The following is a 16871-nucleotide window of genomic DNA, read 5'->3' as shown; positions in this document are numbered from 1 at the left end:
GCCATATCGTCAAGGGACGGACCAGTTTTGCCTTCTCCGATGTCCGCAAACTGATTACAGATGAAGCTCTCTCCAGCCATTTTCTGGGACTTTGGCCCCATCTCTGCCAACCCCCTCATAAATCATTCACTCAGATGCTCATGCGTATGGTGGCGTAGCATGCGGCGACTTATTCCTCATGAAAATCGGTGAAACTTCAGTTTTGATACTCTGGCGCATAAATATGGAAAAATCGGCGGTTATGCGCACATTGCCACCCTGGTCAAACGGTATCGGGAGCAGGTGGGCAAAAAAGCCATTCTGCTGGATGGCGGCGATGCCTGGCAAGGATCTGCAACCAGTCTTTGGACCAAAGCCGAAGATATGGTGGGCGCCCAGAACCTGCTTAAAGAAGACTACTTTGTCGGCCATTGGGAGTTTACCTATGGTGCAGACCGGGTTGAGTATCTGCTCAAGCATAAGCTCAAGGCGAAATTTCTTTCCCAGAATGTGTTTACGATTCCATGGGATGAACCCGTGTTCGACCCCTACGACATTCGCGAAGTGAGCGGACGGAAATTGGCTATTATTGGCCAATCATTCCCTTTTACACCTATTGCCAACCCCGCTTATTTTGTTCCTAAATGGTCTTTTGGCATTCATCCCGGACACATGCAGAAAATGGTGGATGAATGTCGACAAAAGCATAAAGCCGATATTGTTGTAGTACTTTCCCACAATGGCGCAGATGTCGATAAAAAAATGGCATCTCAGGTCAATGGTATTGATATTATTCTTGGTGGGCATACCCATGAAATCATGGGACCACGTCCGGTGAAAATCAATAATACCTTGATTATTAATACCAGTACCAATGGTAAGTTCCTCGCCCGCTTTGATCTGGATGTGGGTAAAGGCAAACTCAATGGCTGGCGTTTCAATTATCTTCCCATCATTTCAAATATGATTCCGGAAGACCAGGAAATGGCTGATTATATTACCAAAGTACGTGCACCCTATGCCAAGAAACTGGCTGAGCCTTTGGCCGTTACCGAAAGTCTCCTGTATCGCCGGGATAATTTCAATGGAACTTTTGATCAGATTCTCTGTGACGCGTTGCGTGAAGAAATGGATTGTGAAGCGGCGTTTTCTCCGGGATTCCGCTGGGGTTATTGCAAACTCCCGGGGGAGACCATCACCATGGAAGATGTCATGGGGCAGACGGCCATCACCTATCCTCAGGTGACTGTCACTGAATACACCGGCGCCGAGCTGAAAAATGTGATGGAGCAGGTGGCCGATAACTTGTTTAATCCCAATCCCTATTATATTCAGGGTGGGGATATGATTCGGGTGGGTAATATCCAATACACCATGAACCCCGGTGAAACCATCGACAAGCGTATTACCGATTTGCGGGTAGGTGGCAAAATGGTTCAGGCCAACAAGCGCTATAAAGTGGCTGGTTGGGGCGCCATGCAAAAGGTGGAAGGGACGCCGGTCTGGGAAATTTTCGCCAAATGGTTGCGGTCTAAAAAGACCGTGTCGGCCAACCCGCGTGACTTACCGGTGCTCACTAAAAACATGGCCGGTAATCCAGGAATTGCATTTCCCAAAGAATACGATCTCTAAAAGATTTTATGAGTTTGGGTTTGATTGGGAGTCGAGCCGATTATGCGTAGCTTAGCAGATCTCAGTATGGCTGAAAAAATCATGCATACGGGTTTCATTTTTCTGGTTGGTTTGGGTCTCCTAGTTGCGGAGGCCTACACCTATGTCACCCATGCAGGACTGGATGGTAAGCCGGGTATATCTGTTCAGGATGTAGCTATGTCTTACTATGGAAATCGCAAGTCCAGCAAGTTGCAGGAAATGTTACCAGCCATGATGCCCATGGCGCATGTGCCCGTCAGTGAGCGGCCTAAAATGGTGCAGGCCGTCAACCATTGGATTGCCAATGGCGAAACCCGCAATGATTATGAACAGGAGGTCAAGCCATTAATTAATGGCTCATGTTTGAAATGTCACACCATGGGTATGCCAAATATTGGTACATACAAACTGCTTAAAGCTAAGGCTCATGTGGATATGGGGATGCCTTATTCAGAGATGTTGATGATGGGTATGATCCATTTGACCACATTGGGTGTCATTTTCTGGATTGCGGGCTGGATATTCAGTAAGGCACGTTTTCCGCGTGTTCCTAAATATTTGATGATTGGCGTACCGTTTTTCGCCTTTTTCCTGGATTTTGCAGGTTGGTTCCTGACCAAGCAGGATCCTAATTGGGTCTGGTTGGTATTAATTGGAGGGATACTGTCCTGTCCACTGGTATTGGTTGGTATGGCCATCAGTTTATATCAGATCTGGTTATTTCCCCGCCAGGAGGAAGTACCACCCTTGTGAGAGAAAATTTATGCTAGAAACCCAAGCCAGCGTTTTTACCGAGCCCTTGAGCTTCCGGATTATTTTTCGGGTTCTGGGCTCCATGCGCCTGGCGGTCCATTTACTGCTATTTGTCGCCATAGCCTCAATCATTGGCACTATTCTGCCGCAGCAGGAAGTGTATACAGATTACCTGCATCAATTCGGTACCTTCTGGTTTACCGTATTTGGCAATCTCGATTTGTATGATGTTTATCGCTGTGGATGGTACATGGGGATTGTCGCCTTTTTGATTGTCTCGACGACTGTTTGCGTATTTCGTAATGCACCTTCCATGCTACGGGAAATGCGTCATGTTAAATCCAACCCATCAGAAATTTTTTTACAAAGTAGGCCGGAGCAGTTCGAATCTTTTTCATCAAAATCAGATATAGAGTCTGCTCAATCGGCAACAGCCACCCTGAGCGATTTTGGTTATCAGGCCCGGGTGCTCAAGACCTCCACCGGAGACTCAGTCATTTTTGCTCAAAAGGGGAGATTTTATCGGACCGGATATTTGTTAACCCATGTGGGTATTGTTTTGTTTTGTGCGGGTGCTTTGTATAACGCCAATCTTCCCCTGAAGTGGTCCGAATGGACGGGTACCGTACATCCTGAAAAGAATTTTGATCTTCCCCTCTCAAAAATTCCGCAGTCCAGTTGGCTATCGTCCACGAGCTCGGCATTTCGCGGCATTATCACCATCCCGGTTGGACAAACCGTCAACGCCATGTTTGAGCTGGTAGGTGATGGTTTTTTGGTTCAGCATCTTCCATTTATGTTGCGACTGGATGCTTTCAAGGTCACGCATTATTCCAACGGTCTCGCCAAGGATTTTGTCTCGACGATTTCTCTTTACCATCACGATGGGAAAAAGTTCAAAACCGGTATTGTCCGCGTCAATCATCCCATGTCGGTGGATGGTGTGCAGATTTATCAGTCCAGTTATTCCGACAGTGCTTCAAAATTAAACCTGCACAATTACCTGTTGTCTGCACCAGCGTTGCCACCGGCTGCTATTTCCACCAGTGTTGGCGAGCATCTGAAAACCTTTGGTTCACAATATGCAATTTCCATCACTGATTTCAAAACCCAGAATGTCATACCCCGTAAAGCTGTAGGTCTTTCTCCAGGACCGGATCATGGAATGATCAATATGGGGCCGACCGTGAGTTATCTGGTGAATAATGATCGTGATCATACCCGGATTATTCTTAAATCCTACATGAAAGCTTTTTCCCGGCATGGTGAAGCCTATCGATTGATTGGGTTTAGAGAGAACGGATCGAGTGCTTATCACTATCTGACAATTCCACAGGGGCCAAAAGATGGTATCCACTTGTTTATGAGGTATCTCGGGGACCTGGAGCAAGCTGCCAGAAATGGTGAAAATGCTTCAAAAACAGTTTTTATCAGTAATCTGAAAAAGGCCGAAGCACAAACTCAGGTTTACTTAACGCCGCATGAGAGAGACGATTTTTTACAGTCCAGCCTGAAAGCCATGCAGGAGTTGCGCGCCTATCCATTACCATTCCTGACTGTATTTCATGATTATGATTTGCATTGGTCTGCAGGCCTGGAAATAACCCGTTACCCTGGCATGAAAGTTATTTATGTGGCCTGTTTCGCTCTGGTCTTTGGAATATTCATTTTATTTTATGTTCCACGTCGGCGTATCTGGATTCAGATGAGTGAGGATGATGATAAAGGGCGTCGGCTCAAGCTGTTTGGGGATAGTTCAAGAAATGAAGAAGATTTTCATCGAGACATGGAGGAACTGAATGATAAATTACAGGAGAGACTATGAAGGGACACCTTTTTAACGAGTGTTGGGAATTTTAACAGGAGGTCGTTATGAAAACATCAAAATTAGTTGTCATAGCCGCAATAACATGCGCTGCTGGTTTTATAGGATTTGAAACTACCGCTGTGGCAGCACCCATGACTAATGCGCAAAATATTGCAGCCGGAAAGTCCATTGCATTTAACCGCACGCAGGGCAATTGTTTGGCCTGCCATGTGTTGCCTGGCGGTAAAATGGCGGGTGATGTAGGTCCCGATCTGGCGGTTCTGCCCCTTAAAGCCATATTTAAAACAAAAGAAAAGCTTGTAGATTTTTTGTATGACCCGGAAAAAGTGATCCCGCACATCAATATGCCCCAGTTTGGTAAAAACAAGGTGCTGACGCACCACCAGATGGAGTTGGTAGCCGATTACCTATGGTCATTAAAGGGCTAAGGTCGTTATCCCAAAAAGGAGTGCAATCATGAAAAAATTATTGATAGTTGCTGCCGCGATCAGCCTGGTAGGCATCGCAGGGAGTGCAGAAGCGATCGACTGGTGGAACCTGGGTAATACCAAAGTGGGTCCTGAACAAACCCTCAAGGATTTTCACCAGTATTTTAAGGAACAGTTTCCGAAAATGTCCTTACAGAAATACGCGCTCGGCAGTTATGCTTTCAGCCCGGAAATGTATCAACAATATCAGCAGGCCATCCAGTTTAATCCGGGAGATCTGACGCTCAGTCAGGGTAAGGCCGCCTGGCAGAAAAAATTTCCAGACGGGAAAACCTATGCGTCCTGCTTTAAGGATGGTGGCAAAGGTGTGGCCGCCAGTTATCCGTATTTTAACAACAAAACCGGTCAGGTGGTCACGACTCAGATGCGTTTGAATAGTTGTCGGGTTGAAAATCATCTTCAACCTCTCAAGTATGGGAGCGGCTCCATGATTGCTCTGGATACCTACTTTACTTCGCTGTCCAACGGTATGCCGGTGGATATCAAAGTACAGGGGCAAGGCGCCGTTAAAGCCTTTGAAGAAGGGAAGGCCAATTACTTCATGAAACGCGGACAACTCAACTTCAGTTGCGCGACCTGTCATGTGGCTTATGCTGGTAAGTATCTGAGAGCCCAGATTATTTCTCCATTGTTGGGCCAAAGTGCGCATTATCCGACTTATCGGGCCGCTTGGGGAGCAGTCAATACCTTTGAAAAACGTTTCCAGGGCTGTGACAAAAAAGTGGGTGCGATGCCGCAAAAACTGGAAAGCGTCAATTATCGCAATCTGGAATATTTTATGTCCTACATCAGTAATGGCATCAAAATCAATGTGCCTGGTTACCGCCCTTGATAACTCATTTAATGTGAATGGATGCTGAACGATCAGGTTAATCTGTCAGCATCTGCAGGAGTATATATATGTCTACCGAAAGCTCTGAAATCCGACACCTACTGACCTTTGGTGGTCTGCGTGCTGAAGGGCGTCTTGCCGCTCAGTTATGGGCAGCTTTTCTGACCATCGGTGCTTTTTTGGTCTGGTATTTGTTTCGGGCCGATTTTTGGATGTGGCAGTTTATTGTTTTGGGTCTGTGGTATGTGGGCCTGATGTGGTTTGGAATCCGCTGGCCGGCCTTCAGAATCCTGTTTTTGACCGTTATAGGGATTGCGGCGATTGGTGTGGCGCTTTATCAGTCAGGATACACGGCCGCAAATAATGTGCTGCTGTATTATGTGCTCCAAAGTAACGCCATGTTTTACTGGATGAGTGGGGCGATACTGATCAGCGCCATAGGATATTATCGCTATTTATTCAGCGGTAATCAATCGGCTGGGGACTGGGGGCATCGTTTTGCCTGGATTACTGTAGCTCTGGGTTTTGCAGGCCTCGCCATTCGTTGGCAGCAAACTTACATCGGTCATCCGTCCTGGGGACATATTCCGGTAACGAATATGTACGATGCCATGGTTCTCTTGTGCACGACTACGGCACTTTTTTACCTGTATTACGAAGGCCAAGGCAAAAATCGGGGGCTAGGCGCTTTTGCCATGCCGATGATTCTTGTTGCCGATATTTTTCTGGTCTGGGTGGGTGTCGCCTATCATCAGAATCAGATTCAGCCCGTCATTCCTGCTTTGCAGAGCTTCTGGATAAAACTGCATGTTCCCTGTGAATTTGTTGCCTATGCCAATTTTTATCTCGCTGCCATGGTCGGGGTTGCTTATTTGTTGAGAGAGCGGGCAGAACGTACCGGAAGTGCTTTGGTGCGTCGTCTTCCGGACTTGAACAAGCTGGAACGCATTATGGGTTCTATGGTGATGTTCGGGTTTCTCTTTTTCACGGCAGGTACCATTCTCGGCGCAGTGTGGGCCGCCAAAGCCTGGGGCGGTTTTTGGTCCTGGGATCCCAAGGAAACCTGGGCTTTGATTGTCTGGTTGAATTATGCGGCTTATTTGCATATGCGCAGCAACAAGTCCTTCGGGCAACATAACAAGGGACGCAAACTGGCTTGGTGGGCGGCTATCAGTCTGGTCACTGTGACGTTCTGCTTTATTGGGGTTGATCTTTTTCTGGGCGGGCTTCATTCTTACGCCAAGCTGTAAGGTATTGTGGTTTATATTAGGCATCGCTCCGGTCGGCGTTGCCTAATGATTTGCTCATGATTTTAAAAGACTAAATGCCGCAGTAGAGCACTTCTAAAAAATAACTATATTATAATAATAATATATACTGCTTATTCTACATTCATATATTCACAATCCTATTAAAAAATTTATTGTTGTTATCAGGGAATGCATAAGCTATAAACTAGATAACAGTATCTCATGTGAATGAATAATATTTCATTCCGATAGTAATGATGCTGTGTAATAGCTCTGATAAAAAGAGGTGTCGATATGAATTCACAAGCATCAACTCAGCATGCCCGCCTGACCCTGTTCTCCTGGCCGTTGCTCGCCGCAAGGGGTGTTGCCGCCTTATTATTTGTAATTGCATCACTGATCGCTTTTGGTGAAACCATGACTTTGCTGGTTTGGTTTTTTGCCATTTATGTATTTTTTGACGGAGGTTACTCGGCAATGCGTCTTGCCCAGAAAGGGAGTGGCGCCTGTCCAAAAGTGTTGATTGCCATTAAGGCCGTCATTGGCATTGCGGCAGGCATTGCGGTCATTATTCTTTCACAGGGTGCCAGTTTGTTACCCACATTGCTGACTATTTTTGCCTGGGTGGCGATTGTCGGGGTGATTGAAGGCATATGGGTACTGCGTAACGTGCGCAATAAAGAAGCGGTGATGATTATCGGTTCTACGGCTTATCTGGCCCTGGCCGTTGCCCTGCAATTCATCTTTGCACTGGCACCGGATGCCGGTCCTTCCGTGTACAACTGGATCATTATCGGGTTCTCAGCTGCATTTGCAGCCGCCATGTTCGGTATGGCCTGGGCCATGCGTCGCAATCTTCTGAAGATGGGTGGTGGTACCTCATCCGCTTCTGCACAGGCGCATTCTGCCTGAATTAACCTGCACTGCAGAAAACAATCCGTCATTTCTGCAGTAGTTTGATGATTGTCATCAAGAGCTGCACTGTAAGATGTGCGGCTCTTGTTATATGTACAAGAATAGGGGAAAACCCATGGTATTGAGCAAAGCCACCGAACAGGCCCTGCGCGGCCTGATATATATTGCCGCACAACAACGCGGAGAGCCGGTACTGAGTCGTGAAATTGCCGATTACCTCGGGGTTCCCGTTCAGTGTATTACCAAAATCATGCGGAGCCTCGCCAAGCGCGGATTTCTGGGATCGGTAAAAGGCCGGGGAGGGGGATTTTTGCTGCTTCCCGCAGCTGAATCCCTGAATATTATGGATGTGGTCGAGGCCGTTGAGGGGCATCCTTTATCGCCACATTGTGTGTTGGGTTTGAAGGTGTGCGCGGATGAAACGGCCTGCCCTTTGCACCGCCAGTGGACGGACTTGCGTCGTCAGGAAGTGGACTGGTTACGTACCCAGACCATTTGTGAGTTGGCAAAAATGACCTTTTCCAAGATGCAGGTGGCTTAATGCCGAATCGGAACGGCTTGAGCAGATGAACCTAAAAACGGCAGTTGCCGTGGGTGCTTTTTGCTCCGTTGTTCCTCGCCTGTTGTTCTATGACTCATCCTGCTGTCAGGAGAGAACTCGCCCTGCGGGCTCAAACAGCTCTCCTGACGGGCGCAGGATTTCGCCAAGAACAACAACGGCTCGAAACAAAAGTCGCTGCAAAGCACCCACGGCAACTGCCGTTTTTAAGATCACCCCTCATCGTGCGCGTCGCGACGTACCCGAATAGTCTGAAAATGGCGGTAAATAACCTGACCCGGTCCGGCGCCGGGCTTACGTTGCACATGTCGGACTTCTGTCCAGTCCACTTCGGCACTCAATGCCCGTGACTGGCTGTGTTGCAAGGCCAGACGGGCAGCCGCTGCAATAACCGGTTCCGGGACCAGGGTACTGGCATTTTCCCGGCGGAGAATCACATGACTTCCGCCCAGGTCCTGCACATGAAACCAGATATCCCAGCTTTTGGCGAAACGAAAGGTGAGGCGATCATTTTCCCGGGCATTATTTCCCCAAAAAATGTCGAATCCCGCAATCATCGTGTGGTGAAAAGGCTCTGCCAACCGGCGCGTTGTTCGCTCCTGGCATTTATGTCGAACGGGTGCATTTTGCGTTTGCGGAAGCCTTTGCGCCAGCGGGAGTGCGCCCTGTCCCTTGGACAGCAATTCGTCGAGCAGCTTTTCACTGTCCTGCAGACGCTGCTGAATTTTCTGAACGGCACGTTGGCTGCGCAGGGCTTTCTTCATGTATTTCTGGGCTTGCTGGTGCAGCGACTTGCCTGGTGTGACAGCGATCTCCAGCAACCTGCCATCCCCATGGGTATGATCGATAGCCTGAATGCTGGCGGCTCGGGCGGTGGAGTCCGGTACGGCAAACAGGGCAAAGGCCAATGTCCTGTAGTATTCGGGGGCTTCCCACTGCTGCAGATCGTGGCGCATTTTCTGGATGCGTTGCTGCAGGCGATTTTTCTCTGTGGCGAGCGCGTGTTCCGCTGGCGATGGCGCCCGAGTAAGAGTGGATGCCGGGAGTTGCAGGGCAATTTCCGGGGCCTTGGCCTGCATGGGCGGGCCGTCCGGCAAGCATAAGGGATAAAGCAGATTTTGCCCTGCTTCGGTTTTGGCTTGCCACCAGGAACTGGAAGCTGAACGCTCAGCCCATTGCTCCTTCATGAACGCTTGTGCTGTCGAACCGTCAGGGCGATAGCGTGGTGCCATACACTGTAACCAGATGCTCAGATCAGACCGGGATTCTTCAAACAGACGAGCAGATTCTGGTGGATGGTAAACAATTCCCGGGAGGAAACGGGGTGCGGTCGGGCCGTCAAGACTATCCCAACGCCAGGCCCAGCGAATTTGTTCCTGGGCATCCAGCAGAGCCAGGTTGCCGCGCCCTCCGAAACACTCGGCAATGAGGCTGAGCTGATCTACCCGCTTGCTGATATGTATTCGGCTGAAGTCCAGGCGCACAATCCGGTCAGCCCAGGGAACGGCAATCCGTTCTATCCGAAAGCCTTTGAGCCGCTGCTGAAGAAGGTTGCTCCAATGGCCCTGTTGTTCCTCTGGTGCTGCACTTTCCGGTGCCAGCCAGAGCCCCAGTGGTGTACGCTGAACCATGCAGACCAGGGTCTGCTTGCCCGTGTGCAAGTGGAGGCCACCTGCTGCCGCACTGATTTTATGAATGCTTTGTCCTGCCAGCTGTTGCTGGAAAAATTGCGCAGCCGCGGCCAGTTGCAGGGTATCCATGCGGTGAGAATTCAGCGCCCGGCAACGTGGTCGCTCACGGCTCCGGAACGATGCAGCAAATCCATCAGGGCTGCCAGAGCTGCTGCAGGCTCCTGCTGGGCGTGATTCACCACGCAATCCGGGTGTTCGGGTTCTTCGTAGGGATCATCTACGCCCGTAAATCCTTTGATTTCTCCGCGCAAAGCTTTGGCGTAAAGCCCCTTGGGGTCACGTTCGGCACAGAGAGCCAGGGGCGTCGCTACATGCACCTCCAGAAAAAGCCCGCCCGCTTCTTCCACCAGGCGTCGGGCTTCAGCGCGTGCCTGTCGATAAGGAGAAATGGCTGCTACCACCGCAATGCCGCCGTGGCGTGCCACCAGACTGGCCACAAAACCAATACGGCGGATATTTTCATCGCGATCGTCGCGACTGAAGCTTAAGCCCTTGGACAGAAAACGGCGGATAATGTCGCCGTCGAGCATGGTTACCGCACGTTCATCCTCCGCTTCGAGCTGTCGCACCAACATCCCCGCCAGCGTACTTTTGCCACTGGCGGAAAGGCCCGTAAACCAGATGACCAGCCCGCGTCGATCCGCGCCACGATATGCCTGACGCAAAATTCTGATCACCTCCGGGGGAGAAAACCATTCGGGAATTTCCTCGCGGTTGGCGAGCTTGCGGCGCAATTCGGTCCCCGAGATGCCTGCCAGGGCTTCACCATTGGCTTCACTGACCGGAACGTATTGGCGCCGGGTGGGAGAGTAGGCGAATTCCGGGAGGAATATGCCGGAAATACCCATTTCCTGTGCGTGCCGGGCAAATAGTTCCTGGGCAGCAAAAGTGGGATAAAACAGGCCACCAGCAGAAGCACCAGGGTCTGCATGGCCCCGCCCGATAATAAAATGAGTCGCACCAAAATTGCGCCGGATCAGAGCGTGCCACAGAGCCTCGCGGGGCCCGGCCATGCGCATGGCCAAGGGCAGGGGAGAAAGCAGCGCCTGCCCCTGCGGATAATGATCCAGTACGGCGCGGTACACCCGCATGCGATAGGCGGCCTCTATGTCTCCGGGTTTGGTGGGCCCGATGGCGGGGTGCAGCAAGAGTTTGGCACCCGTTCCGGCCTGCTCCAGACCCGCCCGGGTGACGGCAATGTGGGCATGATGCAGAGGATTACGGGTTTGGAAGGCAACCACCGGGTGCTGTCCCGTCCACTGGGCACGCAGTTGCGCGGGAGTCTGATATTCAGGCGGAAACTCCACCGCAGCAGCCCGGCTGAGCGTCTGGGCATCCCAGGGTGTGACCGTACCCCCCACATACCAGGAACCCCGGTCAAACAGCTCCGCTACCCCGGGATGGTTTCTGTCCGTGCTGCCATAAACTGCCTCGGCCTCCAGTTTTTTGTCCGGTTGATAACACTCCGAGACCGTTAAGGCGGCGAGTGGCGTGCTGTCACTGCGTTCCAGGCGCAAACGGTCACCCGCACGCAAAGTGCTGCCCAGAGCATCATCTACATCCAGCACAACAGGGATGGGCCAAAGTGTACCATCCCGAAGACGCATATTTTCCACCACGGATTGCCAGTCGGCCTGATCCAGAAAGCCTGTCAGTGGCGCAAAAGCACCCGTCAGGAGCAACTCAAGATCACAACGCTGGCGCAGCGTCAGTACATGTACGGCATTATTTTTCATGGGAAGGCGTTCAGGCGCTTAGTGGAAAAACGGGCAGGTGGGCCAGCGCGATGACTTCTGCCCATTGCTCTGCATTGCCCTCGGTGCAAATGGCGGCAACGGCAGCGACTTCGGCTTCAGCCTGAGCCATTAGCGTGCGCATGGCTGCCAAAGTAGAGCCGGTACTCACCACATCATCCACCAGGGCTACCTGCCTGCCCTGAATTGCCGCGCGGTCCTTGGCATCCAGGTACAGGGTCTGGGTTTTGCCGGTGGTAATGGACAGTGTCTCGGTCGATAACGCCTCACCCATGTAGGATTTGTAATTTTTGCGAAGCACCACATAGGGGCGACCGCTATGCACGGACAGTGCATAAGCCAGTGGAATGCTCTTGGCTTCTGCGGTGACAATCACATCAAAATCAATATCCGCCATGCGCTGCTGAAGGGCGGCGGCCGCAGCTTCGGTGAGCTCGGTATCACCAAGAATATTGAGGACCGCAATGGCTAAATCCGGCTGTACCTTGAAAAGGGGAAGGTGACGCTGCACTCCATTGATGTTGAGAGGATGGCTGTTGGAATGGGAATCTGTGGGGTTCATGAATGCTCCTTTTGCGACATTTTGCCACAGGGGGAGGGGGGTGGGTAGTTGCCAGGGTGATCAGGCTAATATTGATCAGGGGAAATACCAGGATTGGGTGTGGTCATTTCATCCAGTTGTTGAAGGTGATCAGTCAGCCACTGGAAACCGATGTGTTCCTGTTCCAATCTGAGTCCAGGGCGAATGTGCGCGTCGCGCAGGTCATCGTAGAGGGATTGCTCTGCGCTTGTGAGTCGGTGCAGGTCAATCCGCAAGGGCTTGTCCTCACAGCCCCACAAGGCAGCGTGGGCATCCAGCGTGGCCCTGTCCATCAGGAAAGAATCCACATGGTCAAAGTGGCCGCGAAGCTGATCCAGAATGCCAAAACCATGGGTATCAATATCTCCCCAATAATGGATTTTGCAATTGTTTAACCAATGACTACGAGCCAATGCATCCCAACCATAACCTGCACCAAAAATCACGATGGCATGATGCATTGGTGGGAAGACCAGGAAGTTGGTCTCATTTTCCGTAATGAATATCCGCTGCACAGCCAGATCCAGGCGACTAAAGCTGTCTGCATCCAGCGTCACGTCGGGGGATGACAAACCGGGCAAGATACAAATCCTGGGGTCCAGCACGCGAAAGCGAATGCGCGTTGGTTTTTCCAGAAAGCCATACCGGGCAGCAAACTGGCTGATGCCGGTTGTTCTGACGTCCACCACATTTACTGGCAAGGTCAGGTCGAGTAACTCGGTGAGTACTCCGCGATGATTTTCGATGAATTTGCTGTGTACGTTGGGTAAATCCACTTGCCGCAAGTAGATGCCAGGGCGGGGATGTTCGGCCAGCCAGGTCACCACAGCCAACAATCGGGGCCAATCGGTGGACAGCGCCAGCGCCTGGAGAGGGCGTCTTTCCAGCCAGGGCAGCAAGGCGGGATGGGTTTGCCGGGTGACGGAAACCTGCTCAATAAAGCAGTTCCAATCTTTGCGCTTGCCCAGGCAATTCAGTGCATCTTCCAATGTCTCGACCCACACGCAAGCTGGCAAGTTCTGCGTGCCCTGAACGTGATGGCGAAGCGCCTGCCACTCCACCCGCACGAATTTGGTCGATGCCAATTCGGTGGCCCAGGCGCGCACTGCCTCAAAATGATCGGTGATGTCCGCTGAGTTGGGGGTCTTGAGAGCCAGGCGTAAAGGAAAACGCTCCCTGCCGGTCACTGCGTCCCGCAACAGTTCTCCGCGTTCCCAGAGCCGCATCAACTGCTTTTTCAATTGCTGCGGGTCAGTCCAGGTCACGGCACTGACACCTGCACAGATTGGGCGGTCATGGCGGCTTTCTGCGCACGGTATTCTGCAATGGAGAGATTGCGGAGCTGCGAGGATCGCCCGCCCTCGTTATGAACGAATCCCACACTGGAAACAAAGGGTTCGATAATGTGAATTTTCTGCAGCGGAGTCACGATCAATAGTTGCAGGTTGAGTTGCTGGAATAATTTCAGGCCATATTGGGCAGATTCATCTGAACCACGCCCGAAGGCCTCATCAATGACCACAAAACGGAAAGAACGGGAACGCACTGCGCCCCATTCCAGGCCAAACTGATAGGCCAGACTGGCTGCCAGGATGGTATAGGCCAGTTTCTCCTTTTGCCCGCCTGACTTGCCGCCGGAGTCCGAGTAATGCTCGTGCTCGCTGTTATCTTCCCGCCAGCGCTCACTGGCAGCGAAGAGGAACCAGTTACGTACATCGGTAACCTTGCTGGTCCAGCGTCGATCCTGCTCCGACAAACCCTCTCGGCCCCGGAAGCGGTCGATGATGGTTTTGACCTGCAGGAACTTGGCCTCGGAATACTGGTTGTCGTCCGAACCGGTGACGGTACCCTCGGTGCAAGCGCGTAATTCCTGCTGGAAATCTCGGATTTCTGCATCGGGACTGGGCTGTGATTCAAGTACGACGTAACGACCGGGATTGTAGTCGATCTCACTCAGCGATTGGTTGATATGGGCAATACGTTCCTTGATGGTTTCACGCTCGCGGGCCAATTGGGCATTGAAATTGGCAATTTCGTTGATGGTGTTGACATTGAGCAGTTCTTTGAAGCGCGTCACAAAACGCGGCAGGTCGTCACGATTCAACTGGGTCAGCAGATTCTCATATTCAAAAGCCGCCTCAAGACTCGCATCGATCTCGGCGGTTTCGAGTTTGAACTGCTCTTTGAAGGAAACCATGGCCTTGATGATTTTCTCAGCAAGATTTGCCAGTCGCCTTTGCTCGGCATCGAGTCGGTCCTGCAGCCATTTGCGTAGATCCTGCTCACGATTATCACAAGACTCAATGCTGAGTTGGTGCTCACCCAGTGCTGCGGAGCGCATGGTTTCGAGTTTTGCCTGCAAGCTGTCGTCGATGCTCGTATCCTCCAGCAGTGCTTCGGTTTGCTGACGCAACGCTTGTGCGTCGGCGCGCCGCTGCTCTACTTTGGCGCGTTTTTCGCGGGCCGCCTGCAGCGCTTCCCCGGTTTCTTTTTGCGTTTTCAGCAGGATATGCAGGTTGTCGTTGAGCTGTTTGAGCACATCCGACGCGGATTCCAGCCGCTGGCGCTCATCCACCAGCTGGGCGATCTCGGTGGCGACGCTGGCCCAATCCAGTTCATCAAAGATGGTGAATTCCTCAAGACGGGTCAGGGCATCAAGACGATCATTGAGCACATCACGTTCTTTCTGGATGGACGCAATCTGACTGCCAATTTCAGCCAGTTGCGCCTCAAGCTGGCGACGTCTGGCCTCCAGTGCGGCGATCTTCGCAGTATTGCTCCAGCCCAGCACATAGCGGCTGCGATCATCAATGCGGTGACGGTCGTCCTTTTCATGCCGGCCACTTGGGTCTTTGATCTGCCCCGCGCGAGTGATGGCACGTGTTTCACGGCGAAACTGCTCTTGTGTACTACAACAGGCCACATCAAAGCGATGGGCCAGTTCGCGCTCCAGCCAGTCATAATAGGGCGAGTCGGGCTTCATGGTCAGTTTGCGGACCAGGGAATTCCGGTGCAGGTCCGGCAGTTCAGCGGTCTTGCGTGCGCGCACCTGAAAGTACACCAGACGGCCACGCAGATGGGCCGCATCCACCCACTCTGCCACTGCCTTGTAATGTACATCCGGCACCAGCAGCGCCAGACCGAAGCCGCGTAACAAGCGTTCGGCTGCGCCTTCCCAATCGCGTTCATCGTCACGCACCTGGATCAACTCACCGATGAAAGGCATGTCATCCACATTCAGATTCAAAGCCGCACATAGGGCATCACGAATCTGGATCTGTTGATCATCGATGTTGCTGCGCCGCCGTTTGAGGCTGTCGATTTCCAGGCTTTGTTGGGCATGCTCCTGCTTGCCCTGGCGCATGGTTACGCCATATTCAGTGATGGTGTTTTGCAGGTCGGCAGCGCTGTTGCGGGTTTCCTCCCGCCAGCTTTGATACTTGCCCCGTTGTACGGCGAAGTCGGCGGCCTCGTTGGCGGGTGCTTCGCCCAGTACGGCGGTCAGTTCCGCATAACGGGCAGCCTTGGCTTTGCGTACATCCCGCGACTTCTCTTTCTTGTGGATTTCGCTGGACAGCCATTCCAGTCGATCTCCACCGTTGGCATTGATGGCCTGCTTCAGTTCATCCACTTGCTGACCGTGCGCTTCATGTAACGCGCTCAGTTTCTGTATCTGGGCATCCACCCGATCCCAGTCTTCTGTCAGCGAACTCAGGCGTTTGTCGATCAGTCCGAGTTTCAGGCCAGCAAAATGGGAGCGCAGACCTTCCCGGCAGGCCCGCAAGCTGTCAGCCTCAGCCTGCATGGCCTTGTGGCGTACGCAGTCTGCGATCATCGGCGTGAGTAGCTCAACTTGTTGCCGGGTTTTCAGTACAGCCTGATGGGCCTGGTTGAGATCATCAAAGTGACTGATCAAGTCTTGCAGGCGCTGGTCAACTGCAAAGGGTTCCAGCATATGGCTACGGACGAAGTCCGTCAGGTTACCTACCGATTTCATCGATACGGTCTGGTGGAACAATTCCAGCGCTTGATCGTTTTCAATACCGAAACGTCGACGAAACCATGCCGCATAGGGAGGAAAGCTGTCCTGTAATTCTGCGCCTTTGGCGCGCAGATTTCTGCGCAATTGAGCGATGTCCGATCCGAATTGGGCGAAGTCGGCGGTAATGGACAGTGCCCCTTCCGCGCCCAGAAAAAACCGTGCGGGCTGCCCCTGGGCGTCTTTCATCCAGAACACCTGAGCCAGTGTCACCGTCTGGGCATAGCCGGCATTCTGAAATACGCCGAGAATGACGGAATAGCTACTTTGTTCCCGCAGGCTCACTGGTTTGGCTGCTCCGGTAATCTCATTGCGCTCGGATTTGTAATGCCCAAGCACATAAGAGCGCAGGGTGCGTTCCTTGTTGTCGGCACCGGCTGCCTTGTTGTAGGCGACCCGGTTGGCAGGTACCAGCAGGGTAGGCTCCTCGCTACTTGGAGTGGATACGAGGGTACGGTAGTCTTAGGGCATTGCTGATCTAGGGAAGGTTAATGATGGACGAAGACAAGCTGTTTACCTTGGCGTTGGGGTTGGTTCCGCCGTGGATGGT

13 protein-coding genes are annotated in these 16871 nt (G+C 52.0%); 8 read left to right on the top strand and 5 right to left on the bottom strand.

What is annotated here, in order from left to right:
* Positions 1-210 precede the first annotated feature (210 nt).
* The 8 genes from soxB (at position 211) to H7F08_RS12965 (ending at position 8239) form a co-directional block, all read left to right on the top strand.
* Positions 211-1611 (top strand): thiosulfohydrolase SoxB, encoded by a 1401-nt coding sequence (gene soxB / locus H7F08_RS13000; protein WP_227487883.1) that lies wholly within the window; start codon positions 211-213, stop codon positions 1609-1611.
* 42 nt (positions 1612-1653) lie between these two features.
* On the top strand, positions 1654-2385 hold the full coding sequence (locus H7F08_RS12995) for a hypothetical protein (protein WP_024895115.1): 732 nt from the start codon (positions 1654-1656) through the stop codon (positions 2383-2385).
* 10 nt (positions 2386-2395) lie between these two features.
* Positions 2396-4210, top strand: coding sequence for a cytochrome c biogenesis protein ResB (locus tag H7F08_RS12990; protein ID WP_193640767.1), 1815 nt, complete (start codon positions 2396-2398; stop codon positions 4208-4210).
* Positions 4211-4257: 47 nt separating this feature from the next.
* On the top strand, positions 4258-4641 hold the full coding sequence (soxX, locus tag H7F08_RS12985) for a sulfur oxidation c-type cytochrome SoxX (RefSeq protein WP_010636830.1): 384 nt from the start codon (positions 4258-4260) through the stop codon (positions 4639-4641).
* A gap of 28 nt (positions 4642-4669) precedes the next feature.
* The gene (gene soxA / locus H7F08_RS12980; protein ID WP_193640766.1) at positions 4670-5533 is read left to right on the top strand and encodes a sulfur oxidation c-type cytochrome SoxA; all 864 of its coding nucleotides are present in this window, start codon (positions 4670-4672) and stop codon (positions 5531-5533) included.
* 68 nt (positions 5534-5601) lie between these two features.
* The gene (gene ccsB / locus H7F08_RS12975) at positions 5602-6783 is read left to right on the top strand and encodes a c-type cytochrome biogenesis protein CcsB (protein ID WP_193640765.1); all 1182 of its coding nucleotides are present in this window, start codon (positions 5602-5604) and stop codon (positions 6781-6783) included.
* A gap of 294 nt (positions 6784-7077) precedes the next feature.
* A complete protein-coding gene (locus H7F08_RS12970; RefSeq protein WP_010636824.1) occupies positions 7078-7695 on the top strand; it encodes a hypothetical protein in 618 nt (205 codons plus the stop codon).
* Positions 7696-7813: 118 nt separating this feature from the next.
* Positions 7814-8239, top strand: a complete 426-nt coding sequence (locus H7F08_RS12965; protein WP_010636822.1) for an RrF2 family transcriptional regulator — start codon at positions 7814-7816, stop codon at positions 8237-8239.
* Positions 8240-8469: 230 nt separating this feature from the next.
* On the opposite strand, the gene H7F08_RS12960 is transcribed toward H7F08_RS12965, so the two are convergent.
* The 5 genes from H7F08_RS12960 to H7F08_RS12940 all read right to left on the bottom strand — a co-directional run bounded on the left by H7F08_RS12960 (position 8470) and on the right by H7F08_RS12940 (position 16606).
* Complete coding sequence (locus H7F08_RS12960; protein ID WP_193640764.1) at positions 8470-10017, bottom strand: NFACT RNA binding domain-containing protein; 1548 nt, start codon at positions 10015-10017, stop codon at positions 8470-8472.
* An 11-nt stretch (positions 10018-10028) separates the two neighbouring features.
* Positions 10029-11684, bottom strand: coding sequence for a sulfate adenylyltransferase (gene sat / locus H7F08_RS12955; RefSeq protein ID WP_193640763.1), 1656 nt, complete (start codon positions 11682-11684; stop codon positions 10029-10031).
* A 10-nt stretch (positions 11685-11694) separates the two neighbouring features.
* A complete protein-coding gene (locus tag H7F08_RS12950; RefSeq protein ID WP_031572919.1) occupies positions 11695-12264 on the bottom strand; it encodes a phosphoribosyltransferase family protein in 570 nt (189 codons plus the stop codon).
* Between the two features lie 65 nt (positions 12265-12329).
* Positions 12330-13547 (bottom strand): DUF3322 domain-containing protein, encoded by a 1218-nt coding sequence (locus H7F08_RS12945; RefSeq protein WP_193640762.1) that lies wholly within the window; start codon positions 13545-13547, stop codon positions 12330-12332.
* On the bottom strand, positions 13544-16606 hold the full coding sequence (locus H7F08_RS12940; protein ID WP_319803974.1) for an ATP-binding protein: 3063 nt from the start codon (positions 16604-16606) through the stop codon (positions 13544-13546). The genes H7F08_RS12945 and H7F08_RS12940 overlap by 4 nt, the downstream gene beginning before the upstream one ends.
* Positions 16607-16871 lie beyond the last annotated feature (265 nt).

This window comes from Acidithiobacillus sp. HP-11 (assembly GCF_015100075.1).
GTDB classification, from domain to species: Bacteria; Pseudomonadota; Gammaproteobacteria; order Acidithiobacillales; family Acidithiobacillaceae; genus Acidithiobacillus; species Acidithiobacillus thiooxidans.
Note: the sequence above shows the minus strand (reverse complement) of the source record. Positions and strands in the feature narration are given on the sequence as shown.